We start from the raw sequence: 21,388 nt of genomic DNA, 5'->3' as shown, positions 1-21,388 counted from the left end.
GCCGAAACCAGGATTGGGTTTTCTCACGATGTGAATTTTTACGCCCTTGTACGGAGGCAACATAATGATTACCGGTATTCAAATTACCAAAGCGAACGACCAGGCGCTGGTGAATTCTTTCTGGCTGCTGGACGATGAAAAAGCGGAAGCTCGCTGCGTGTGCGCCAAGGCCAACTACGCGGAAGATCAGGTTGTCGCGGTCAGCGACCTGGGCCAGATCGAATACCGTGAAGTGCCGCTGGAAATGCAGCCGACCGTGCGTGTGGAAGGCGGCCAGCACCTGAACGTCAACGTGCTGCGCCGTGAAACCCTGGAAGACGCGGTCAAGCATCCGGAAAAATACCCGCAGCTGACCATCCGCGTGTCCGGCTATGCGGTGCGTTTCAATTCTCTGACGCCGGAACAGCAGCGCGACGTTATCGCTCGCACCTTTACCGAAAGCCTGTAATTTGCGGCGCAGTCAATCAGGGAGCTTCGGCTCCCTTTATGCGTTTGGCGGCCGAAAACCAAACGTGGATCACAATTTGCACAAAGTTAAGCATTCCTGATACAGAACTCATCCGACCTGCCGATAGCTAAGTCAGTACCTATTCAGGTGCTCAATAAAAAGTCTATCGACAAGGAGTCGGCATGAGTATGCCTTTAAGTTTTACCTCTGCAGTATCCCCGGTGGCCGCGATCCCTACACCTCGCGCCATCGCCGAGACGGCACCGGCGGCGCAGCCCGCAGCCGCGCCGGCAAGTCCCGCGCCGGTGGCCACCCCCTCTCAGAACACGCTCAATGCGCAGAATCTGTTGAATACGTTGGTCGGCGATCTCTCCGCAGCGGCGCCGACGGCGGCGGCGGCAGTGCCGGGCGTGACCCGGGGGCAGCAATCGCAAGAGGGCGATTATGCGTTGGCGCTGTTGGCCAAGGACGTTTACTCGCTGAACGGCCAGGGCGCCGCCGGGTTCAACCGTCTGAGCGACAGCGCGCTGCTCGGTTTCGGCATCGATCCCGCCAGCCTGCACGACGCGGGCAGCGGTTTCCAGGCCGGGGTTTACAGCAACGACAAGCAGTATGTGTTGGCGTTCGCCGGCACCAACGACTGGCGCGACTGGCTGAGCAACGTGCGGCAGGCGACGGGTTATGATGATGTGCAGTACAATCAGGCAGTTGCCGCCGCCAAAAGCGCCAAGGCGGCCTTCGGCGATGCGCTGGTGATCGCCGGCCATTCGCTCGGCGGCGGTCTGGCGGCTACGGCGGCGCTGGCGACCGGCACCGTCGCGGTCACCTTCAATGCGGCCGGGGTGTCGGATTACACCCTGAATCGCCTGGGTATCGATCCGACGGCGGCGAAGAAAGATGCCGAAGCCGGCGGCATCCGTCGTTACAGCGAGCAATATGACATGCTGACCAGCACCCAGGAGTCGACTTCGCTGATCCCGGACGCCATTGGCCACAACATCACCCTGGCCAACAGCGATACCCTGACCGGTATCGATGACTGGCGGCCAAGCAAACATCTCGATCGCAGCCTGACGGCGCACGGCATCGACAAGGTGATAAGCTCGATGGCGGAACAAAAGCCGTGGGAGGCGAAGGCCAATGCCTGAAGGGCGTCGCTTGCGGCGGGCGCTGGCGATAGCCTTACTGGCGCTGGTCGCGGTGACCGGTTTACTGATGATGGCTAAGGAGCAACAGATGGGGCAGGAGATTTCACCGTTTGACGGCCGCAGCAACCAGGCGCTGGCTCAGGCGGTGGCGCGCGGCGATACGCAGGGCATCGGTGCGCAGGCCACACAGGAGCGCTTGCGCGAACGGGGCGATCGGCAGGTCACGCTGTTGCAGTGGGCGGTGCTTTCGCAACAGCCGGCCAGCGTGCAGACGTTGCTGGATCTCGGCGCCGATGCGGCGGCGGCGGGGCTGGACGGCAACAGTGCGCTGCACACCGCAGCGATATTGCACGATGCGCAGTACTTGCGGTTGCTGCTGGCCAAGGTTAAGCAGGTGAACGTGCGCAATGCCGTTACCGGCGCCACACCGCTTGCGGCGGCGGTGCTGGCCGGGCGTGAGGAGCAACTGCGGCTGCTGCTGGCGGCCGGGGCGGACACCACCCTGAGCGATCGGCTGGGGGATACCCCGCTGCATCTGGCGGCGAAGATCAACGCGCCGCATCTGGCGCTGTTGCTGTTGCAGGCCGGGGCCGATGCCCGGGCGCGCAATCAGCAGGGTTTTGCGTTCCAGTTTTATTTCTCGCAAACGCCGGCGCATTTGCAGAATGACGAGCTGAAGGCGCAGTTCCGCGAGCTGGATAAATGGCTGCAGGGGCACCGCCTGGCCACGCATTACGCGCAGCAGTAAACGCCCATAAAAAAACCGCCTGTAAAGGCGGTTTTTTCTTGAACAGTGGCGGTTATTGCGCGTCGCCGGCCGGTTTGGCCTTCGCCTGACGGCGTTTGCCGACGTTTTTGGCGTCGCGATGGCGCACTTTCACCTTGTTGGCTTTTTCTTTGCTTTTCGCTTTTTCTTCCGCGCGTTTGGCCAGCACTTTCTTCGACGGTTTACCGTTGCTCTTCTCGTTTGGCACCTTGGTTTTCGGCCGCAGTTCGTCGATCACGCGCGCTTTCAGCGGCTCGTTCAGGTAACGGCCCACTTTGCCCAGCAGCAGATGGTCGTGCGCTTCCACCAGTGAAATGGCGGTGCCTTTGCGCCCGGCGCGGCCGGTACGGCCGATGCGGTGCAGGTAGGTATCCGCCGTGCGCGGCATGTCGAAGTTGAATACGTGGGTGATATCGAGGATATCCAGGCCGCGCGCGGCAACGTCGGTGGCCACCAGCACGTTAACCCGGCCATCCATCATGCGTTTGACCGCTTCGTTGCGTTTGGCCTGCACCATTTCGCCTTCGAGATAGCAGGTATTGATGCCCGCTTCGCGCAGCCAGGTGGCCAGCTCGTGCACGCGCTCGCGCTTGCGCACGAAGATCACCGATTTTTGCACGTCCGGCTGTTTCAGCAGGTGGATCAGCAGCGCGGTTTTGTGCTGCACGTCATCGGCGCGGTAGTACCACTGCAGGATTTTTTTGCGTTCGCGGCGCGACGGGTCGGCTTCCACTTCCACCGGCTCTTTCAGGATGCGCTCGGCGAATTCGCGGATCGCTTCGCCTTCCAGCGTGGCGGAGAACAGCAGCGTCTGGTTGCGCCAGCGGGTTTCGGCGGAGATGGTTTCGATGTCCTGCGCGAAGCCCATGTCGAGCATGCGGTCGGCTTCGTCGAGGATCAGGGTTTCCACCGCGCGGCAGTCGAAGTTCTCTTCTTTAATGTATTGCAGCAAGCGGCCGGTGGTGGCGACCACCACGTCCTGGTTTTCGCTGAACACTTCCGCGTGGTTCATGTAAGCGACGCCGCCGGTGATGGTGGCGATATCCAGCGAGGTATGAGCAGCCAATTCACGCGCCTGGTCGGCGACCTGCATCGCCAGTTCACGCGTTGGCGTCAGGATCAGCACGCGCGGCGGGCCGGATTTCTTGCGTGGAAAGTCCAGCAGGTGCTGCAACACGGGCAGCAGGAAGGCGGCGGTTTTGCCGGTGCCGGTCGGAGCCGAACCTAAGACGTCGCGCCCGTCCATCGCCGGCGGGATCGCAGCGGCCTGAATGGCAGTGGGGCGATCGTAGCCTTTGTCGCGCAGCGCGTCGATCAGGCGATCATCGAGTTCGAGTTCGGAAAAAGTGGTTGCTGTCATGGTCTACCTCTACTTGGGGCGCCGATTATAGACGGGTTGGCCGCGATCTTCACCTATTTAAGCGGAAAGCCGCTCTTTTCCCGCCGATCAGATTGCCTTATGCTACGCCAGTTTTATAGCCAGGTGGTGAGTGTGAGCAAGCGATCGAAAGCCGATTTTACCCCGCGCCGCGGGGGGTTTACCTTTAAACAATTCTTTGTCGCCCACGATCGTTGCGCCATGAAAGTGGGCACCGACGGGGTGTTGCTCGGCGCTTGGGCGCCGCTGGGGCAGGCGCGCCGGGTGCTGGACATCGGCAGCGGCAGCGGGCTGATCGCGCTGATGCTGGCGCAGCGCAGCGACGACAAAGTGACCATCGACGCGGTGGAGCTGGATGAAGCCGCCGCCGGCCAGGCGCGCGAAAACGCGGCGGAATCGCCGTGGCCGCAGCGCATCCGCGTGCATGCGCAGGATATTCACCATTATGCGCAGCAGCATGCCGCTGAGTATGATCTGATCGTCAGCAATCCGCCTTATTTTGAGCCGGCGGTGGCCTGCCGCGATCGGGCGCGCCACAACGCGCGCTACACCGAAACCCTGACGCACGAGGCGCTGTTAGCCTGTGCAGTACAGCTGCTGGCGGAACAGGGTACGTTCTGCGTGGTGCTGCCGCACGACATCGGCACCGAATTCGAACGCCTGGCGCAGCAAAGCGGTTGGCACACGGCGGCGAAAGTGAACGTCAGCGATCGGGCCGATACGCCGCGGCACCGGGTGTTGCTGGCGCTGACGCGTAAGGAAACGCCGCTGCGGGAGCAGGCGCTGGCGATCAAACAGGCCGACGGCAGCTATACCGACGATTTCCGCCGGTTGATCACCGACTTCTACCTGTTCTACTAAAAAGAAAAGGGCGCCGATAAGGCGCCCTGTCGCAGAGTTTAAGGCTGCAAAATGGTCGGCAGCGCTTCCGGCAGCAAATCCGGGTAGTCCAGCGTGTAGTGCAGGCCGCGGCTCTCTTTGCGCGCCATGGCGCTGCGCACGATAAGCTCGGCCACCTGCACCAGATTGCGCAGCTCCAGCAGGTTGTTGGAGATGCGGAAGTGAGCGTAGTACTCGTCGATTTCCGCCTGCAGCGTATTGATGCGGCGCAGGGCGCGCTCAAGGCGCTTGGTGGTGCGCACGATGCCGACGTAATCCCACATGAACAGCCGCAGCTCGTGCCAGTTGTGCTGGATCACCACCCGTTCGTCCGCATCGTCCACCCGGCTTTCATCCCAGTGCGGCACCTGTTTGGCCTGCTGGATGAACGGCAGGCGCTGCAGAATGTCTTCCGCCGCCGACCAACCGTAAACCAGGCACTCCAGCAGCGAATTCGACGCCATGCGATTGGCGCCGTGCAGGCCGGTGTAGCTGACCTCGCCGATGGCGTACAGCCCGTCGAGATCGGTGCGGCCGTGCTGATCGACCATCACGCCGCCGCAGGTGTAGTGCGCCGCCGGGACGATAGGGATCGGTTGCCGAGTCAGATCGAAGCCCAGCGTCAGCAGCTTTTCGTAGATCATCGGGAAGTGCTGGGTGATGAATTCCGCTGGCTTGTGGCTGATGTCCAGGTACATGCAGTCGGCGCCCAGGCGCTTCATTTCATGGTCGATGGCGCGGGCGACGATATCGCGCGGGGCCAGTTCGCCGCGCGGGTCGAAATCCGGCATAAAGCGGCTGCCGTCCGGGCGTTTCAGGTAGGCGCCTTCGCCGCGCAGCGCTTCGGTCAGCAGGAAGTTGCGCGCCTGCGGGTGGAACAGGCAGGTCGGGTGGAACTGGTTGAACTCCAGGTTGGCGACCCGGCAGCCGGCGCGCCAGGCCATGGCGATGCCGTCGCCGGAGGAGATGTCCGGGTTGGTGGTGTATTGGTACACCTTGGCCGCGCCGCCGGTGGCCAGCACCACCGTTTTGGCGCGATAGGTTTCCACTCGCTCCAGCTCGCGGTTCCAGACGTAAGCGCCCACCACTCGGCGGGTGCCCGGCAGGCCGATTTTGTTCGAGGTGATAAGGTCGACCGCGTTGCGGCGTTCCATCACGTAAATATTGGGGTGAGCGCTTGCTTTCCCTACCAGCGTGGTCTCTACTTCCTTACCGGTAGCGTCTGCGGCGTGCAGGATGCGGCGATGGCTGTGGCCGCCTTCGCGCGTGAGGTGATAATGCTCCTCGCCCTGCGCGTTGACCTCGGTGTCGAACAGCACGCCCTGATCGATCAGCCATTGCACGCAGTGGCGCGCGTTGCCGGCGATGAATTCGACGGCCTCTTTGTCGCACAGGCCGGCGCCGGCAATCAAAGTGTCATCAACGTGTGAGGCAATGCTGTCCGTCTCATCGAACACCGCGGCGATCCCGCCCTGGGCGTAAAAGGTGGCTCCCTCGCTGAGCGGCCCCTTGCTGAGAACGGTAACCTTGCAATGCTGCGCCAGGCGCAGCGCCAGTGACAGGCCCGCAGCGCCGCTGCCGACGATCAGTACATCGCTAACATGTTCAGATGATGGTTGCATAACGTATGATGTGTGCAGAAGAAGAGTGAATTTCATGTTAGCCTAACTGTCCGGGCAAAAGCCACGGATAGGGTGACATCAACAGAAAAAACAATGGCGATATGGAACTTCGTGTTCTATATGAACTCCAAGCGAGTGCTTGCTCAGGAAAATAATGTATGGCTGGCAGTACAATTTTACGCGTGGAGACGGATTTGGGGAGAGTTTACCTCGGATGAGCGAGCAGTTAACGGATCAAGTTCTGGTCGAGCGGGTCCAAAAGGGCGACCAGAAGTCGTTTAACCTACTGGTAGTGCGCTATCAGCATAAGGTGGCGAGTCTCGTTTCCCGCTATGTGCCGCAGGGCGATGTGCCCGATGTGGTGCAGGAGTCGTTTATCAAGGCCTATCGCGCACTGGAATCGTTCCGTGGCGACAGCGCTTTTTATACCTGGTTGTATCGAATCGCCGTGAACACGGCAAAGAATTATCTGGTTGCTCAGGGGCGCCGTCCGCCATCCAGTGATGTGGACGCCAACGATGCGGAAAATTACGAAAGTGCGGGCGCACTGAAAGAAATTTCGAACCCTGAGAACTTAATGTTGTCAGAAGAGCTGAGACAGATAGTTTTCCGTACCATTGAGTCTCTCCCTGAGGATCTTCGCATGGCGATTACCCTGCGGGAGTTGGATGGTCTAAGCTACGAAGAAATAGCCGCCATCATGGATTGCCCGGTCGGAACCGTACGTTCGCGTATTTTCCGCGCCCGGGAAGCTATCGATAATAAAGTTCAACCGCTGATCCAGCGTTAGCAATGGCGGGCACAGGAAGGGTACTTAGGCATGCAGAAAGAAAAGCTTTCCGCTCTGATGGATGGTGAATCGTTCGACAGCGAGCTGTTGAGTTCTCTGTCGCAAGATCGAACGCTTCAACAAAGCTGGCAGAGCTATCACCTGATACGTGACACACTGCGAGGTGATGTCGGACAAGTGATGCATCTCGACATCGCCGATCGCGTCGCCGCTGCACTTGAGAAAGAACCCGCCCGGCTGGTGCCTTCCGCCGTTCAGGAATCTCAGCCGCAGCCTCACACCTGGCAGAAAATGCCGTTCTGGGACAAAGTGCGTCCTTGGGCGAGCCAGATTACGCAAATCGGCATGGCGGCCTGCGTGTCGCTGGCGGTGATCGTCGGCGTGCAGCACTACAACCAGCCTTCTGCGACATCGAACGCGTCCGAATCGCCGGCCTTCACCACGCTGCCGATCATGGGGCAGGCCTCGCCGGTCAGCCTGGGCGTTCCTGCCGACAGTTTCTCCACCGGCAGCGGCCAACAGCAGCAGGTGCAGGAACAGCGCAAGCGTATCAACGCCATGCTGCAGGACTATGAACTGCAACGTCGCCTGCATTCGGATCAGCTGCAGCTTGAGCAAGGCAACCCGCAACAGGCTGCCATTCAGGTTCCCGGAACTCAGTCTTTAGGAATGCAACAGCAGTAATGAAGCAAATCTGGTTCTCCGTTTGTTTATTGACGGGCAGCCTGCTCTATTCCAGCATCGCCCCGGCGCAGCCAACTGCGTCCGGGGCGTTATTGCAACAGATGAGCAGCGCCAGCCGTTCTCTCAATTACGAGCTCGCCTACATCAGCGTCAGCAAGCAGGGAATCGAGTCGTTGCGCTATCGCCATGCGGTGATCGGCAACGTGCCGCTCGGCCAGCTGCTGCATATGGATGGCCCGCGCCGCGAAGTGTTGCAGCGCGGCGGCGGGATCAGCTACTTCGAACCCGGTCTGGAGCCGTTCACGCTCACTGGCGATCACATCGTCGACGCGCTGCCGGCGATCGTTTATGCCGATTTCACCCGTCTGGCGAAGTATTACGACTTCATCTCCGTGGGCAGCACCCGCATCGCCGATCGGCCGTGTGAAGTGCTGCGCGTGGTGGCGCGCGACGGTTCCCGCTACAGCTACATCGTCTGGATGGACGAAGACACCAAGCTGCCGCTGCGGGTGGATTTGCTCGATCGCGACGGCGAAACGCTGGAGCAATATCGGGTGATCTCCTTCGCGGTCGGCGCCGAGGTGCAGGGCGCGATGCAAGGACTGCTCAAGGCCAACCTGCCGCCGCTGCTGTCGCTGCCGGCGGTGGAAAATGTCCAGCTCAGCTGGAGCACCGGCTGGCTGCCGGCCGGCGTGGACGAGGTGGCGCGCAATCGCCGCAAATTGCCGAACGTCGCCGTGCCGGTGGAATCCCGGCTCTACAGCGACGGCCTGTTCAGCTTCTCGGTCAACGTCAGCCCGGCGGGCAGCGGAGCCGGGCAGCAGTACTACCGTCAGGGGCGCCGCACCATTCAGACCGAAGTGCGCGCGGGCAACGAAATCACGATTGTGGGCGAATTGCCGCCGGCGACGGCCAAGCGCATCGCCGACAGCATTTCTTTCAAGGTATCGCCGTAATGATGAAAGAGTGGGCCACGGTGGTTTCGTGGCAACAGGGCGTAGCGCTGCTGCGTTGTGAACCCAAGGCCGGCTGCGGCAGTTGCACCGCGCGCTCCGGCTGTGGCGCGCGTGCGCTGAACGAGCTGGTGCCGGAAACCGAGCATCAGCTGCAGGTACATATCGATCAGCCGCTCGAACCTGGGCAGCGCGTCGAGGTCGGCATCGCGGAAGGCAGCCTGCTGCGCTCCGCCATGCTGGTTTACCTGACGCCGCTGCTGGGTATGATGCTGGGCGGCACGCTGCTGCAATATTGTTTCGGCAGCGACGCCTCGGCGGCAGTCGGCGCCGTGTTGGGCGGCGGTGCGGCCTTTATGCTGGCTCGCCGCTTGGCCCGACGTCTGGGCGAACAGGCCGATTACCAGCCGGTGGTGCTGCAAATTGGGTTGCCGCCTACCGCGATGCGCATGCAGGCGGAAAACTCCCCGCTGATTTAAACCGATGGCCGCGTCATCGCCGGGTTGTGATAGGCGGGGATGCGGTTGTGGATCATATGCTCCAACAGCGCGATGAATAGATCGGCGCTGAGCAGCGAATCGTAGTTAATCGCGAACAGCACATTTCCCTGGCCGTCGAATAAGCGGATGCCGCGCTGCGGATGATTTTCCAACGCGCGGATCTGTTCGATAGGCACGTTTCCCCGTTCCGTCGTCAGCAGGGTGGCGCTCAGCCGCAGCGTTTCGGTCGGCGTGCCTTGCTGCTTGCCGAGCAGCAACTGCCACAGCCAGCGCGCGTCGCCCTCTATGGTGTGAAACGACACCGTTCCCCCCTGATAGAGCGCATTCAGCGCCAGCGGCCCGCGCTGCTGCAGCTGTTGGTCGACGATCACGTCCGCCAATCGCCACGAGTGGGCGACGTTGCTGAAAACCGTGCACCAGGGCTGATCTGCACCGGCGCGGAACGCCGTAACGTCAAACAGCCCGCCAAAAGCCTGGCCGCCGCGAAAGCGATAGATGTCGCCGATCTTCTCAAACGGGATGAAACGCTCTTTGTGATGGTGGCTGTCAAAGACCCGCACGCCGTGCTCGTACAGACGATAGGTCAGCGTCGGACGCAGATAATGCCGCAGCGCCAGCAGCGTACAGCCGAGTAAAATCGTGCCCGCGCCGGCTTGCAACAGCGTGATGACCTGGCTCTCGTCAATGTTGCTCAGCAGCGGCAGCACCAACAGCGCCGCCCCCACGCTAAACAGCAGCGCCGCCGCCGCCAGTATGCCCCAGTTGACCTTTGAAAAATCGTGCCGGCTCAGCATTTGCCCTTTATCGATCATAATGCACCTTCCAATCAACGTACGCAGATATGCTGGTGAACCCCGGTGGGCTGCCGATGTAGTGCCCTGAATAATGTTTTGTCGCGGAGCTCATGCCCTTTCTATCCGAGGGACGGTGGTGGCGTATATGGGGTTTTTCCTAAAGGAAGTGGGGCAAAATGGAATTCTAAGAGGTTGATCCAAATATTCTTTTTTTATAATTTCGGAGAGGGTTTATTGCGCTGTGGCCGGTTATGTATTAGCGCCGCAATTTGACGGCCACGAAGCACCGGCAAGCCTTGGGTTCAGGCCGCATCGTCCGCGTTAACATCTGTTTTCACCCGCCGGGGCGCCCTGTAACATTTAGCGGCGCATAATAGAATGCCTTCACTGCACCGATCGCTAGGTTTTCAGTGGTGTGGCATGTAGAATGCAGCGATTCAGGTGCAAGACGGCCTCACCCATTCACTGTCGCTTTAGGTCCATGCGGGTTTCTATAGGCGAGTAATTCAGAAATACCAAGGCAGAAAAACTTTTATAATGAAGCATATACGAAATTTCTCCATTATTGCCCATATTGACCACGGTAAGTCGACGCTGTCTGACCGCATTATCCAAATCTGCGGTGGCTTGACCGACCGTGAAATGGCTGCGCAGGTGCTCGATTCCATGGATCTGGAGCGCGAGCGCGGCATCACCATCAAGGCGCAGAGCGTGACGCTGGATTATAAAGCGCAGGATGGGCAGACCTATCAGCTTAACTTTATCGACACCCCTGGCCACGTGGACTTCTCCTATGAAGTGTCCCGCTCGCTGGCGGCCTGCGAAGGCGCGCTGCTGGTGGTGGACGCCGGCCAGGGCGTAGAAGCCCAGACGCTGGCCAACTGCTACACCGCGATCGAAATGGATCTGGAAGTGGTACCGGTGTTGAATAAAATCGACCTGCCGGCCGCCGATCCGGATCGCGCCGCGCAGGAAATCGAAGACATCGTCGGCATCGACGCCACCGATGCCGTGCGCTGCTCGGCCAAAACCGGCGTCGGCGTGCCCGACGTGCTGGAGCGCCTGGTGCGCGACATTCCGCCGCCGCAGGGCGATCCGGATGCGCCGCTGCAGGCGCTGATCATCGACTCCTGGTTCGATAATTACCTGGGCGTCGTGTCGCTGGTGCGCGTCAAGAACGGCACGCTGCGCAAGGGCGACAAGATCAAGGTCATGAGCACCGGCCAGGTGTATAACGCCGATCGCTTGGGCATCTTCACGCCGAAGCAGGTCGATCGCGACGTGCTGAACTGCGGCGAAGTGGGCTGGCTGGTCTGTGCGATCAAAGACATCCTCGGCGCGCCGGTGGGCGATACCCTGACGCAGGCGCGTCAGCCGGCGGATAAAGCGTTGCCGGGCTTCAAGAAAGTGAAGCCGCAGGTGTACGCCGGTCTGTTCCCGATCAGCTCCGACGACTATGAGTCTTTCCGCGATGCGCTGGGCAAGCTGAGCCTTAACGACGCCTCCCTGTTCTACGAACCGGAAAGCTCCACCGCGTTGGGCTTCGGCTTCCGCTGCGGCTTCCTCGGTCTGCTGCACATGGAGATCATTCAGGAGCGTCTGGAGCGTGAATACGATCTGGATCTGATCACCACCGCGCCGACGGTAGTCTATGAAGTGGAAACCACCGGCAAGGAAGTGATCTACGTCGACAGCCCATCCAAGCTGCCGCCGTTGAACAACATCCAGGAACTGCGCGAGCCGATCGCCGAATGTCACATGCTGATGCCGCAGGAATACCTGGGCAACGTCATCACCCTGTGCGTTGAGAAGCGCGGCGTGCAGACCAACATGGTCTACCACGGCAACCAGGTGGCGCTGACTTATGAAATCCCGATGGCGGAAGTGGTGCTCGACTTCTTCGACCGCCTGAAGTCCACGTCGCGCGGTTATGCGTCGCTGGATTACAACTTCAAGCGCTTCCAGGCCTCCGACATGGTGCGCGTGGACGTGCTGATCAACAACGAGCGCGTGGATGCGCTGGCGTTGATCACTCACCGCGACAACTCGCAGTACCGCGGCCGTGAATTGGTGGAGAAGATGAAAGATCTGATCCCGCGTCAGCAGTTCGACATCGCGATTCAGGCGGCGATCGGCACGCACATCATCGCGCGCTCCACCGTGAAGCAGCTGCGTAAAAACGTGCTGGCGAAATGCTACGGCGGTGACGTCAGCCGTAAGAAAAAGCTGCTGCAGAAGCAGAAAGACGGTAAGAAGCGCATGAAGCAGGTCGGCAACGTCGAGCTGCCGCAGGAAGCGTTCCTGGCCATTCTGCACGTCGGTAAAGACGGCAAGTAACCGCGACGAGTTCGCGAAACGAGGGAGTTTGCATGGCGAATATGTTTGCCCTGATCCTGGCGTTGGCCACCCTGGTCACCGGGATCATCTGGTGCTTCGAGCGCTTTAAATGGGCGCCGGCCCGCCGCGCGAAGATTGCGGCGGTCAACGAGCAGACCGCGGGCGCCGTAGACGATAAAACGCTGGCGAAAGTGGCGAAGCAGCCAGGCTGGGTGGAGACCGGCGCATCGGTCTTCCCGGTGTTGCTGCTGGTGTTTGTGGTGCGTTCGTTTATTTACGAACCGTTCCAGATCCCGTCCGGCTCAATGATGCCGACGCTGTTGATTGGCGATTTCATTCTGGTGGAGAAATATGCCTACGGCATTAAAGATCCGATTACCCAGACGACGCTCATTGAAACCGGCCATCCGAAGCGTGGTGATATTGCGGTATTTAAATATCCGCTGGATCCGAAACTGGATTATATCAAGCGCGTGATTGGCCTGCCGGGCGACCGTATTACTTACGATCCGGTGAATAAGCGCGTCACGGTGCAGCCGTCCTGCAACAGCGGGCAGTCCTGTGATACCGCGCTGGCCGTGACCTACGCCGATGCGCAGCCGAGCGACTTCGTGCAGCTGTTCAGCCGCAGCGGCATGGGCGAGGCCAGCAACGGCTTCTACCAGATCCCGCTGAACGATAGCGTGCCGTCGGGCGGCATTCGCATGCGTGAGCGCCAGGAAAGCCTCGGCAACGTCACGCACCGCATCCTGACCGTGCCGGACGCGCAGGATCGGGTGGGCGCTTACTACCAACAGCCGGGCAAACCGTTGGCGGAGTGGGTGGTGCCGGCCGGGCATTACTTCATGATGGGCGACAACCGTGACAACAGCGCGGACAGCCGTTACTGGGGCTTTGTGCCGGAGAAGAATCTGGTGGGCAAAGCCACGGCCATCTGGATGAGCTTTGAAAAACAGGAAGGCGAGTGGCCTACCGGCGTGCGTTTCAGCCGGATCGGCGGCATTCATTAATCGCTGATTTATTCCCTGTCAATTTCACGCCGCAGCCTACTGCGGCGTGAAAGATTAAGAGGATATAAACACAGCATTATGTTTCCACTCGTTGTAGAATACCTTCTCGAGCGATAAAAGTTGGCTCCTGCTGGGAGCCACTGCAAACGAAACAGCTTTGGATCGGCTTTCGGCGAAGCAGGCCTGTTCCGTGTGCTGCAAGTTTTTGACGCATTCTTGATCTATTGGTAACTCATGAACCCCATCGTAATAAACAGGCTGCAGCGGAAGCTGGGCTACACTTTTCAACAGCAGGAGCTTTTACTGCAGGCTTTGACTCACCGCAGCGCCAGCAGTAAACACAATGAACGTCTTGAGTTTCTGGGTGACTCGATTCTGAGCTTTGTCATCGCCAATGCGCTCTATCACCGTTTTCCTCGCGTAGACGAGGGCGACATGAGCCGCATGCGCGCCACGCTGGTGCGCGGCAACACGCTGGCGGAGATGGCGCGCGAGTTTGACCTGGGCGAATGTCTGCGGCTTGGGCCGGGCGAATTGAAAAGTGGTGGGTTCCGCCGCGAGTCAATCCTGGCGGATACGGTGGAGGCATTGATCGGCGGCGTGTTCCTGGACAGCGACATCCAGACCGTCGAGCGTCTGATTTTGGACTGGTATCGCAGCCGGTTGGACGAAATCAGCCCCGGTGATAAGCAGAAAGACCCGAAAACCCGCTTGCAGGAATTTTTGCAGGGGCGTCATCTGCCGTTGCCTTCTTATTTGGTGGTGCAGGTTCGCGGTGAAGCGCACGACCAGGAGTTTACCATCCACTGCCAGGTGAGTGGTTTGAGCGAGCCCGTGGTGGGCACCGGCTCGAGCCGCCGTAAAGCCGAGCAGGCGGCAGCGGAACAAGCGCTGAAAAAGCTGGAGCTTGAATGAGCGAAGTAAAACAACACTGCGGGTTTATCGCCATCGTCGGCCGCCCGAACGTGGGCAAATCGACGTTGCTGAACCAACTGCTGGGGCAGAAGGTTTCCATTACGTCGCGTAAGCCGCAGACGACCCGTCACCGCATCATGGGCATCGACACCGATGGCGCCTATCAGGCGATCTACGTCGATACCCCAGGGCTGCACATCGAAGAAAAACGCGCCATCAACCGTTTGATGAACCGCGCGGCCAGCAGCTCGATCGGTGACGTTGAGCTGGTGATCTTCGTGGTCGAAGGCACCAACTGGACCGCCGACGACGAAATGGTGGTCAACAAGCTGCGCAGCCTGCGCTGCCCGGTATTGCTGGCGATCAACAAGGTCGATAACGTTACCGACAAATCCAAGCTGTTGCCGCACATCGCGTTCCTCAGCCAGCAGATGAACTTCCTCGACGTGGTGCCTATCTCCGCCGAGAAAGGGATGAACGTCGACACCATCGCCGGCATCGTGCGCAAGCTGCTGCCGGAAGCGGAACACCACTTCCCGGAAGATTACATCACCGATCGCTCCCAGCGCTTTATGGCATCCGAGATCATCCGCGAGAAGCTGATGCGTTTCCTGGGCGAAGAGCTGCCGTACTCAGTGACGGTGGAAATCGAACAGTTCGTGGCTAACGATCGCGGCGGCTACGATGTGCACGGCCTGATCCTGGTTGAGCGCGAAGGCCAGAAGAAAATGGTCATCGGCAACAAGGGCGCCAAGATCAAAACCATCGGTATTGAAGCGCGCCAGGACATGGAACAGATGTTCGACGCCAAAGTGCATCTCGAGCTGTGGGTGAAAGTGAAATCCGGTTGGGCGGACGACGAACGTGCGCTGCGCAGCCTGGGCTATGTTGACGATCTGAAGTAACGATCCGTGGACGGCTGGGAGCGCGCTTTCGTCCTGCATGGGCGGCCGTACAGTGAAACCAGTCTGATGCTGGATCTGTTTACCGAAGGTCATGGGCGGGTGCGCTTGCTGGCGAAAGGCGCGCGCAGCCGCCGCTCCAATCTAAAGGGTTGCCTACAACCCTTTACCCCCCTGTTAGTGCGCTGGGGCGGCCGCGGCGAAGTGAAAACGCTGCGCAACGCCGAAGCGGTCTCTCTCGGTTTACCCCTCAGCGGCATGATGCTTTACAGCGGCCTGTACGTGAACGAACTGCTGGCGCGCGTGCTGGAGCAGGAAACCAACTACTCGGTGCTGTTCTTCGACTACCTGCAATGCCTGCAGGCGCTGGCGGCGGAAGACAGCTCGCCGGAACAGGCGCTGCGTCAGTTCGAGCTGGCCTTGTTGCAGCACCTGGGTTACGGCCTCGATTTCCTGCACTGCGCCGGCAGCGGCCTGCCGGTGGATGACGCTATGACCTACCGTTACCGCGAAGAGAAAGGCTTTATCGCCAGCCTGGTGGTGGATCACTACAGCTTCACCGGGCGCGAACTGCGCGCGCTGGCGGAGCGGCAGTTTCCCGATGCCGAGACGCTGCGCGCCGCCAAGCGTTTCACCCGCATGGCGCTGAAACCCTACCTCGGCGGCAAACCGTTGAAGAGCCGCGAACTGTTTCGTCAATTCGTGCGCAAGCAGCCGAATACGCCGGTCGACGACGCCTGACCTTTTCCCCTTTTGCCGTTCTGCACCCGAGTGTAAACTGCTGGCACTGAAAATCGTATTTAGAGGTTGTCATGGCTGATTTACTGCTGGGCGTCAATATTGATCACATCGCCACGTTACGTAACGCGCGCGGAACCCAATATCCGGATCCGGTTCAGGCGGCATTCATTGCCGAACAGGCGGGGGCCGACGGCATTACCGTGCATCTGCGCGAAGATCGCCGCCACATCACCGACCGCGACGTGCGCTTGCTGCGCCAGACCATCCAGACGCGCATGAACCTGGAGATGGCGGTGACCGACGAGATGCTGGACATCGCCATTGAGCTGCAGCCGCATTTCTGCTGCCTGGTGCCGGAAAAACGCGAGGAAGTGACCACCGAAGGCGGCCTGGACGTCGCCGGCCAGCTGGACAAAATGAGCGTGGCGGTCGAGCGTCTGGCGCAGGCGGGTATTTTGGTCTCGCTGTTCATCGATCCCGATCATCGCCAAATCGACGCGGCGGTGGCGGTGGGCGCCCCTTATATCGAAATCCACACCGGTGCCTACGCGGAAGCGCAGGGCGAGCTGGCGGTACAGGCCGAGCTGCACCGCATCGCGGTCGCCGCCGCCTACGCGGCCGAGAAGGGGCTGAAGGTCAACGCCGGCCACGGCCTGACCTACCATAACGTGCAGCCGATCGCCGCGCTGCCGGAAATGCACGAGCTGAACATCGGCCATGCGATTATCGGCCAGGCGGTGATGAGCGGGCTGCCGGCCGCGGTTGCCGACATGAAAGTGCTGATGCGGGAAGCGCGCCGGTAATGGCGGTGCTCGGGCTGGGTACCGACATCGTCGAGATGGCGCGTATCGAAGCGGTGGTGGAGCGCAGCGGCGATCGTCTGGCGCGCCGGGTGCTGAGCGACGCCGAATGGGCGCTGTATCAGCAGCACCAGCAGCCGATTCGCTTTCTGGCCAAACGTTTCGCGGTGAAAGAGGCCGCCGCCAAGGCGTTCGGCACCGGCATTCGCAACGGCCTGGCGTTCAACCAGTTTGAGGTGTTCAACGATGCATTGGGCAAGCCGAATATTCGTTTGCACGGCCGCGCCGCCGAGCTGGCGGGGGAGATGGGGGTCACCGCGATCCACGTTTCGCTGGCCGACGAACGGCGCTATGCCTGTGCGACGGTGATCGTCGAAAGCTGAAAATAGAAAGGGCGCCTATGGCGCCCTTGTCAGTCCTGCGGCGGATTAAATGCGATCGGCGTGGTGCAACACCACGAACTTGTCCCACAGCTGTTCGTTGGTCTCACGATGCTGCGGATCGGTGATGATAGTGTTGTCGATAGGGCAAACCTGCTGACAGGTCGGCGTATCGTAATGGCCAACGCACTCGGTGCAGCGCTCGGTATCGATCTGGTAGATCTCATCGCCCATCGAAATTGCCTGGTTCGGGCATTCCGGCTCGCACATGTCGCAGTTGATGCATTTGCGTGTGATTAGCAGGGCCATGACGTATCTCTCATTATTAACAGGGGTATTTTTCGCAGCGGCGATTATACCGGTTAAACCAACTTTTTCATCAATTGTTCGCTGTGTTTGATGCGATCGCGGGCATGATCAAGGTCGTGCTGGATCAGCGCCATAAACAGCAGGTCGGTAAGGGCGAACTGGGCCGTGCTGGAGGAGATGGCCGCGCTGCGGGTGTGGGGTTCTTCGGCGATGGTATAGAGGCAGTGGTCCGCGCGTTGCTGCAGGCCGTTGGGCGAGAAGCTGGTCAGCGCCAGCACCCTGGCGCCGGCCTGGCGCGCTTCTTCCGCCGCCAGATTGATTTCACGCCGCTCGCCGCTGAAGGAGATAGCCAGCAGCAGATCGCGTTTGTCCAGCGCCTGCACCGCCGCCAGCTGGACGTGCATATCCGCTTCGGCCACCGCCATCACGCCAATTTTCAGCAGCTTGAAGGAAAAATCCTTGGCCACCAGCCCGGAGGCGCCGATGCCGATCAGCATCACCCGGCGCGCCTGGCGCAGCATGTCCAGCGCCTGATGCAGCCGCTCTTCGCTGTTGATGTCGAGCGTCGCGCGCAGCGCCGCCTGCTTTTCCGCCAGCAGCTTTTCACCGACGGTTTTCAGCGTATCGCTGCTGAGGATGTGGTTGTGAACGGTCACCACCGGCTCGGCCTGCGGTTGGGCCAGCGTCTCGCTCAGCGCCAGCTTCAGCGCCGGGAAACCTTTATAGCCCAGCTTTTGGGCGAACTTCACCACGCTCGACTGGCTGATGCCGGCCAACTGAGCCAGCTTTTGCGAGCTGAGATGGCGCGCCTGCTCGGCGTTATTCAGCAGAAAGTCCGCCAGCTTGCGGTCGTTTTGCGCCAGTGTCGGATACATCTGGCGAATGCGCAGAAGGGTACTCATTGTTCTTTCCCTGGAAACCAGCGGCCATTTTGCCATGCAGAGGGCGAAAACGCGCGGTGAAAATTTTTGTGAGCTCACCGTTAAAATAGCAAATAGCGCTCGCTTTGTTGAATAAAATATTCAAATATTGATTTAATTTTGTGAATTAAAAATTCAAAGGTGAACAGATGAACTTAGGCGCACTGGTATCGGAAACCCGTAACCCGGCCACCATGGGGCTGGATGAAATGTCGACGCTGGACATGGTCCGTTGCTTTAACCAGGAAGACCGCAAGGTGCCGGAGGCGATTGAACAGGTGTTGCCGGCGATCGCGCAGGCGGTCGATTTGGCCGCGGCGGCGCTGAAGGCCGGTGGGCGGTTGATTTATTTGGGCGCCGGCACCAGCGGCCGCCTGGGCGTATTGGACGCCTCCGAGTGTCCGCCGACCTTCGGCGTGCCGCACGGCGTGGTGGTGGGGCTAATCGCCGGCGGGCCGGGTGCGCTGCTCAAAGCGGTGGAGGGGGCGGAAGATGACGAGGCCCTGGGTGAAGCCGATCTCCGGGCGCTGAACCTCACCGCCGTTGATATGGTGGTAGGGCTGGCGGCCTCGGGGCGTACGCCCTACGTGATCGGCGCACTGCGCTATGCGCGCGGGATGGGCTGCCCGACGGCGGCCATCTCCTGTAACCCGGATTCGCCGATTGCGCACGAAGCACAGGTGGCGATTTCGCCGGTGGTGGGGCCGGAGGCGCTGACCGGCTCAACGCGCCTGAAATCCGGCACCGCGCAGAAACTGGTACTCAACATGCTGTCGACCGGTGCGATGGTCAAACTGGGCAAGGTCTACCAGAACCTGATGGTGGACGTGAAGGCCACCAACGTCAAACTGGTGGATCGCGCCTGCCGCATCGTGATGGAGGCCACCGGCGCCGAACGCGCTCAGGCGGAGGCGGCGTTGGCGCAGACCGGCTTTGAGGTCAAACCGGCGATCCTGATGTTTTTAGCCGGCGTCAGCGCCGAAGAGGCGCAGCAGCGGCTGCAGCGGCACGATGGCTACCTGCGCGCGGCGCTGGCGCGTTAATTTACGGTGGGGGCGGCGATGGACAAGACAACGGCATTGGCGACACAGATCCTGGCGGGCGTGGGGGGCGAGGGCAATATCCTCAAACTGGAAAACTGCATGACGCGGGTGCGCGTCGAGGTCAGCGATGAGCAGCGCCTGGATCTGGCCGCCCTCAAGCAGCTGCCGGGGGTGAAGGGCTATATCAAGCAGGGTGAACAGCATCAGTTTATCGTCGGCCCGGGCGCCGCCGCCAAGGTGGTGGACGCCATGCGCGGGCTGTTGAGCGGTGATGCGCAGCCCGTTGCCGCCGTCGGTGACGCCGCCCGCACCAAGGCGCAGGCCAAGCAAAAATACGCTGCGCCGATGAGCGGCGCGCTGAAAAAGCTGGCCGACGTTTTTATTCCGCTGATCCCGGCGTTTATCGCCTCGGGGCTGATCACCGGCATCATCAACCTGCTGAAGCGGCCCGACATCGCCGGACAGCTGGCGTTGGACTACCCGAACGCGCTGGGGCTGCTGGCGATCTTCGGCAGCGCGGTATTCGCCATTATGAACATTCTGGTCGGGGTGAACGCCGCGCGGGTATTCGGCGGCTCACAGGCGATGGGCGGCGTGATGGCCGGCATTCTTTCCAGTCCGGCGCTGGCGCAGATCACCCTGTTCGGCGAGGCGCTGCAGCCGGGGCGCGGCGGGGTGATCGCCGTGCTGCTGGTGGTGGCGTTGATGTGCTGGGTGGAGAAACGCCTGCGCACGCTGCTGCCGGAGTCGGTCGAACTGATCCTCAATCCGCTGCTGACCACGCTGGTCACCGCCTCGTTGGCGATCCTGATCCTGCAGCCGATCGGTGGCGCCATTTCCGATGCCATCGCCCACGGCGCCAATCTGGCGATCGACAAGGGCGGGCTGCTGGTGGGGGCGCTGCTCTCCGGGCTGTTCCTGCCGCTGGTGCTCTCCGGCTTGCACCAGGGGCTGGTGCCGATCCACGTCGAGCTGGTGCAGGCGCACGGTTCCAATCCGCTGTTGCCGATCCTGGCGATGGCCGGCGTCGGTCAGGTGGGGGCGGCGCTGGCGGTGCTGCTGAAAACCCGCAACGCGCGGCTGAAGAAGGTGATCAAAGGGGCGTTGCCGGTCGGCATTCTCGGCATCGGCGAGCCGCTGATCTTCGGGGTGACGCTGCCGCTGGGCCGGCCGTTTATCGGCGCCTGCCTCGGCGGCGCGGTAGGCGGCGCGCTGATCAGCTACTGGAAGGTGGCGACGGTCATCACCTTCGGCATTTCGGGGCTGCCTTTGGCGTTGACCATCGTCTCAGGTAAGGTGATGTTGTATCTGGCGGGGATGCTGATTACGATTATCGCCGGTTTTCTCTTCACCTGGATGATGGGGTTCGACGATCCCGAGGAGTAGCGTTTGAACGACAAGCAGCAACCGTCGGCCGCAGCAGGGCGCCGCGTGGTCTTTTTCGATCTGGACGGCACTCTGCATCAGGAGGATATGTTCGGCAGTTTCTTGCGCTTTCTGCTGCGCCGCCTACCGCTGAACCTGCTGCTGGTAATACCGCTGCTGCCGCCGATCGGGTTGGCGCTGCTGCTGCTGGGGCGCGCCGCGCGCTGGCCGATGAGCCAGCTGCTGTGGGCGATTACTTTCGGGCGTTCTGAAGCGACGCTGAAGGCGCTGGAGCGGCAGTTTATCGAGGCTTTCCGCCAGAAGGTGACCGCGTTTCCGGTGGTGCAAATGCGGCTGCGGCAGTATCTGGAGGAGCACGATGCCGAAGTGTGGCTGATTACCGGCTCGCCGGAGCAACTGGTGGAGCAGGTGTATCGGGATTCGGCGTTTCTGCCGCGGGTGCGGTTGATCGGCAGCCGCATCACGCGCCGCTGCGGCGGTTGGGTCTTGACCCTGCGCTGCCTGGGGGCGCAGAAAGTGGTGCAGCTGGAACAGCGGCTCGGCGCGCCGCTGAAGCTGTACAGCGGTTACAGCGATAGCAAGCAGGATAATCCGCTGCTGTTCTTTTGCGAGCACCGCTGGCGGGTGAGCAAGCAGGGCGAGCTGCAGCAGCTGGAATAAGCCAAGGGCGGAGAATTCCGCCC

23 protein-coding genes are annotated in these 21,388 nt (G+C 60.9%); 18 read left to right on the top strand and 5 right to left on the bottom strand.

The genetic code is table 11. The annotated features are described in order from the left end of the window. Window positions 1–64: 64 nt before the first annotated feature. From grcA to GT753_RS19880, 3 genes are all read left to right on the top strand, one after another. Window positions 65–448 (top strand): autonomous glycyl radical cofactor GrcA, encoded by a 384-nt coding sequence (gene grcA / locus GT753_RS19890; RefSeq protein ID WP_004929114.1) that lies wholly within the window; start codon window positions 65–67, stop codon window positions 446–448. Between the two features lie 182 nt (window positions 449–630). Next, a complete protein-coding gene (locus tag GT753_RS19885; RefSeq protein WP_031300157.1) occupies window positions 631–1,596 on the top strand; it encodes a DUF2974 domain-containing protein in 966 nt (321 codons plus the stop codon). Continuing rightward, window positions 1,589–2,344, top strand: a complete 756-nt coding sequence (locus GT753_RS19880) for an ankyrin repeat domain-containing protein (protein ID WP_160125876.1) — start codon at window positions 1,589–1,591, stop codon at window positions 2,342–2,344. Before GT753_RS19885 ends, GT753_RS19880 begins: the two co-directional genes overlap by 8 nt. A gap of 52 nt (window positions 2,345–2,396) precedes the next feature. Here the strand turns inward: GT753_RS19880 and srmB are convergent, their stop codons facing one another. Continuing rightward, complete coding sequence (gene srmB / locus GT753_RS19875) at window positions 2,397–3,722, bottom strand: ATP-dependent RNA helicase SrmB (RefSeq protein WP_015378813.1); 1,326 nt, start codon at window positions 3,720–3,722, stop codon at window positions 2,397–2,399. 99 nt (window positions 3,723–3,821) lie between these two features. Between srmB and GT753_RS19870 the strand changes: the two genes are divergently transcribed. After that, window positions 3,822–4,601: a tRNA1(Val) (adenine(37)-N6)-methyltransferase gene (locus GT753_RS19870; RefSeq protein ID WP_160125875.1), complete on the top strand. Its 780-nt coding sequence runs from the start codon at window positions 3,822–3,824 to the stop codon at window positions 4,599–4,601. A 38-nt stretch (window positions 4,602–4,639) separates the two neighbouring features. On the opposite strand, the gene nadB is transcribed toward GT753_RS19870, so the two are convergent. Continuing rightward, a complete protein-coding gene (nadB, locus tag GT753_RS19865) occupies window positions 4,640–6,241 on the bottom strand; it encodes an L-aspartate oxidase (protein WP_174242157.1) in 1,602 nt (533 codons plus the stop codon). 214 nt (window positions 6,242–6,455) lie between these two features. On the opposite strand from nadB, the gene rpoE reads away from it, so the two are divergent. Genes rpoE through rseC form a run of 4 tightly spaced genes read left to right on the top strand, consistent with a single transcriptional unit; the run spans window position 6,456 to window position 9,147 of the window. Then, window positions 6,456–7,031, top strand: coding sequence for an RNA polymerase sigma factor RpoE (gene rpoE, locus GT753_RS19860; protein ID WP_004929136.1), 576 nt, complete (start codon window positions 6,456–6,458; stop codon window positions 7,029–7,031). 30 nt (window positions 7,032–7,061) lie between these two features. Beyond that, window positions 7,062–7,715: an anti-sigma-E factor RseA gene (gene rseA / locus GT753_RS19855; protein ID WP_015378809.1), complete on the top strand. Its 654-nt coding sequence runs from the start codon at window positions 7,062–7,064 to the stop codon at window positions 7,713–7,715. Continuing rightward, window positions 7,715–8,671 carry a sigma-E factor regulatory protein RseB gene (rseB, locus tag GT753_RS19850; RefSeq protein ID WP_004929141.1) on the top strand — a complete coding sequence of 319 codons (957 nt, stop codon included), beginning with the start codon at window positions 7,715–7,717 and terminating at the stop codon, window positions 8,669–8,671. Before rseA ends, rseB begins: the two co-directional genes overlap by 1 nt. Next, on the top strand, window positions 8,671–9,147 hold the full coding sequence (gene rseC, locus GT753_RS19845) for a SoxR-reducing system protein RseC (RefSeq protein WP_004929144.1): 477 nt from the start codon (window positions 8,671–8,673) through the stop codon (window positions 9,145–9,147). Before rseB ends, rseC begins: the two co-directional genes overlap by 1 nt. On the opposite strand, the gene GT753_RS19840 is transcribed toward rseC, so the two are convergent. Then, on the bottom strand, window positions 9,144–9,980 hold the full coding sequence (locus GT753_RS19840; protein ID WP_021504530.1) for a hypothetical protein: 837 nt from the start codon (window positions 9,978–9,980) through the stop codon (window positions 9,144–9,146). The genes rseC and GT753_RS19840 overlap by 4 nt on opposite strands. 519 nt (window positions 9,981–10,499) lie before the next feature. Here GT753_RS19840 and lepA point away from each other — a divergent pair. From lepA to acpS, 7 genes are all read left to right on the top strand, one after another. Continuing rightward, a complete protein-coding gene (gene lepA, locus GT753_RS19835) occupies window positions 10,500–12,299 on the top strand; it encodes a translation elongation factor 4 (RefSeq protein WP_004929150.1) in 1,800 nt (599 codons plus the stop codon). Window positions 12,300–12,331: 32 nt separating this feature from the next. Further along, the gene (lepB, locus tag GT753_RS19830) at window positions 12,332–13,309 is read left to right on the top strand and encodes a signal peptidase I (protein WP_160125873.1); all 978 of its coding nucleotides are present in this window, start codon (window positions 12,332–12,334) and stop codon (window positions 13,307–13,309) included. A gap of 234 nt (window positions 13,310–13,543) precedes the next feature. Next, window positions 13,544–14,224: a ribonuclease III gene (gene rnc / locus GT753_RS19825; RefSeq protein ID WP_004929158.1), complete on the top strand. Its 681-nt coding sequence runs from the start codon at window positions 13,544–13,546 to the stop codon at window positions 14,222–14,224. After that, window positions 14,221–15,129, top strand: a complete 909-nt coding sequence (gene era / locus GT753_RS19820; RefSeq protein WP_004929162.1) for a GTPase Era — start codon at window positions 14,221–14,223, stop codon at window positions 15,127–15,129. The genes rnc and era overlap by 4 nt, the downstream gene beginning before the upstream one ends. 6 nt (window positions 15,130–15,135) lie before the next feature. Further along, window positions 15,136–15,867, top strand: a complete 732-nt coding sequence (gene recO, locus GT753_RS19815) for a DNA repair protein RecO (RefSeq protein WP_015378804.1) — start codon at window positions 15,136–15,138, stop codon at window positions 15,865–15,867. 71 nt (window positions 15,868–15,938) lie between these two features. Continuing rightward, window positions 15,939–16,670: a pyridoxine 5'-phosphate synthase gene (gene pdxJ, locus GT753_RS19810; RefSeq protein WP_004929166.1), complete on the top strand. Its 732-nt coding sequence runs from the start codon at window positions 15,939–15,941 to the stop codon at window positions 16,668–16,670. Continuing rightward, on the top strand, window positions 16,670–17,050 hold the full coding sequence (gene acpS, locus GT753_RS19805; protein WP_004929169.1) for a holo-ACP synthase: 381 nt from the start codon (window positions 16,670–16,672) through the stop codon (window positions 17,048–17,050). The genes pdxJ and acpS overlap by 1 nt, the downstream gene beginning before the upstream one ends. A 45-nt stretch (window positions 17,051–17,095) precedes the next feature. Here the strand turns inward: acpS and GT753_RS19800 are convergent, their stop codons facing one another. Both GT753_RS19800 and GT753_RS19795 read right to left on the bottom strand, forming a co-directional pair. Beyond that, on the bottom strand, window positions 17,096–17,356 hold the full coding sequence (locus tag GT753_RS19800; protein ID WP_021504526.1) for a YfhL family 4Fe-4S dicluster ferredoxin: 261 nt from the start codon (window positions 17,354–17,356) through the stop codon (window positions 17,096–17,098). A 53-nt stretch (window positions 17,357–17,409) separates the two neighbouring features. Next, entirely contained in the window at window positions 17,410–18,258 is an 849-nt protein-coding gene (locus tag GT753_RS19795) for a MurR/RpiR family transcriptional regulator (protein ID WP_016929788.1), read from the bottom strand. Between the two features lie 167 nt (window positions 18,259–18,425). On the opposite strand from GT753_RS19795, the gene murQ reads away from it, so the two are divergent. The 3 genes from murQ to yfhb are packed head-to-tail and all read left to right on the top strand — an operon-like array spanning window position 18,426 to window position 21,365. Further along, complete coding sequence (gene murQ / locus GT753_RS19790; RefSeq protein WP_160125872.1) at window positions 18,426–19,319, top strand: N-acetylmuramic acid 6-phosphate etherase; 894 nt, start codon at window positions 18,426–18,428, stop codon at window positions 19,317–19,319. 18 nt (window positions 19,320–19,337) lie between these two features. Beyond that, window positions 19,338–20,705: a PTS transporter subunit EIIC gene (locus tag GT753_RS19785; RefSeq protein WP_021504523.1), complete on the top strand. Its 1,368-nt coding sequence runs from the start codon at window positions 19,338–19,340 to the stop codon at window positions 20,703–20,705. A gap of 3 nt (window positions 20,706–20,708) precedes the next feature. After that, window positions 20,709–21,365: a phosphatidylglycerophosphatase C gene (gene yfhb / locus GT753_RS19780; protein WP_021504522.1), complete on the top strand. Its 657-nt coding sequence runs from the start codon at window positions 20,709–20,711 to the stop codon at window positions 21,363–21,365. Window positions 21,366–21,388 lie beyond the last annotated feature (23 nt).

The organism is Serratia sp. Z4, from assembly GCF_009900725.1.
GTDB lineage: Bacteria > Pseudomonadota > Gammaproteobacteria > Enterobacterales > Enterobacteriaceae > Serratia > Serratia nematodiphila.
Note: the sequence above shows the minus strand (reverse complement) of the source record. Positions and strands in the feature narration are given on the sequence as shown.

What these genes read in the sequence shown, in the direction of transcription:
- pdxJ (WP_004929166.1), top strand. Translation starts at nt 15,939, where the DNA reads ATGGCTGATTTACTGCTGGGCGTCAATATTGATCACATCGCCACGTTA.
- murQ (WP_160125872.1), top strand. Translation starts at nt 18,426, where the DNA reads ATGAACTTAGGCGCACTGGTATCGGAAACCCGTAACCCGGCCACCATG.
- acpS (WP_004929169.1), top strand. Translation starts at nt 16,670, where the DNA reads ATGGCGGTGCTCGGGCTGGGTACCGACATCGTCGAGATGGCGCGTATC.
- GT753_RS19795 (WP_016929788.1), bottom strand. Translation starts at nt 18,258, where the DNA reads ATGAGTACCCTTCTGCGCATTCGCCAGATGTATCCGACACTGGCGCAA.
- rnc (WP_004929158.1), top strand. Translation starts at nt 13,544, where the DNA reads ATGAACCCCATCGTAATAAACAGGCTGCAGCGGAAGCTGGGCTACACT.
- GT753_RS19840 (WP_021504530.1), bottom strand. Translation starts at nt 9,980, where the DNA reads ATGATCGATAAAGGGCAAATGCTGAGCCGGCACGATTTTTCAAAGGTC.
- lepB (WP_160125873.1), top strand. Translation starts at nt 12,332, where the DNA reads ATGGCGAATATGTTTGCCCTGATCCTGGCGTTGGCCACCCTGGTCACC.
- GT753_RS19870 (WP_160125875.1), top strand. Translation starts at nt 3,822, where the DNA reads ATGCTACGCCAGTTTTATAGCCAGGTGGTGAGTGTGAGCAAGCGATCG.
- rpoE (WP_004929136.1), top strand. Translation starts at nt 6,456, where the DNA reads ATGAGCGAGCAGTTAACGGATCAAGTTCTGGTCGAGCGGGTCCAAAAG.
- era (WP_004929162.1), top strand. Translation starts at nt 14,221, where the DNA reads ATGAGCGAAGTAAAACAACACTGCGGGTTTATCGCCATCGTCGGCCGC.
- srmB (WP_015378813.1), bottom strand. Translation starts at nt 3,722, where the DNA reads ATGACAGCAACCACTTTTTCCGAACTCGAACTCGATGATCGCCTGATC.
- GT753_RS19885 (WP_031300157.1), top strand. Translation starts at nt 631, where the DNA reads ATGAGTATGCCTTTAAGTTTTACCTCTGCAGTATCCCCGGTGGCCGCG.
- rseB (WP_004929141.1), top strand. Translation starts at nt 7,715, where the DNA reads ATGAAGCAAATCTGGTTCTCCGTTTGTTTATTGACGGGCAGCCTGCTC.
- GT753_RS19880 (WP_160125876.1), top strand. Translation starts at nt 1,589, where the DNA reads ATGCCTGAAGGGCGTCGCTTGCGGCGGGCGCTGGCGATAGCCTTACTG.
- GT753_RS19785 (WP_021504523.1), top strand. Translation starts at nt 19,338, where the DNA reads ATGGACAAGACAACGGCATTGGCGACACAGATCCTGGCGGGCGTGGGG.
- grcA (WP_004929114.1), top strand. Translation starts at nt 65, where the DNA reads ATGATTACCGGTATTCAAATTACCAAAGCGAACGACCAGGCGCTGGTG.
- nadB (WP_174242157.1), bottom strand. Translation starts at nt 6,241, where the DNA reads ATGCAACCATCATCTGAACATGTTAGCGATGTACTGATCGTCGGCAGC.
- GT753_RS19800 (WP_021504526.1), bottom strand. Translation starts at nt 17,356, where the DNA reads ATGGCCCTGCTAATCACACGCAAATGCATCAACTGCGACATGTGCGAG.
- rseA (WP_015378809.1), top strand. Translation starts at nt 7,062, where the DNA reads ATGCAGAAAGAAAAGCTTTCCGCTCTGATGGATGGTGAATCGTTCGAC.
- lepA (WP_004929150.1), top strand. Translation starts at nt 10,500, where the DNA reads ATGAAGCATATACGAAATTTCTCCATTATTGCCCATATTGACCACGGT.
- rseC (WP_004929144.1), top strand. Translation starts at nt 8,671, where the DNA reads ATGATGAAAGAGTGGGCCACGGTGGTTTCGTGGCAACAGGGCGTAGCG.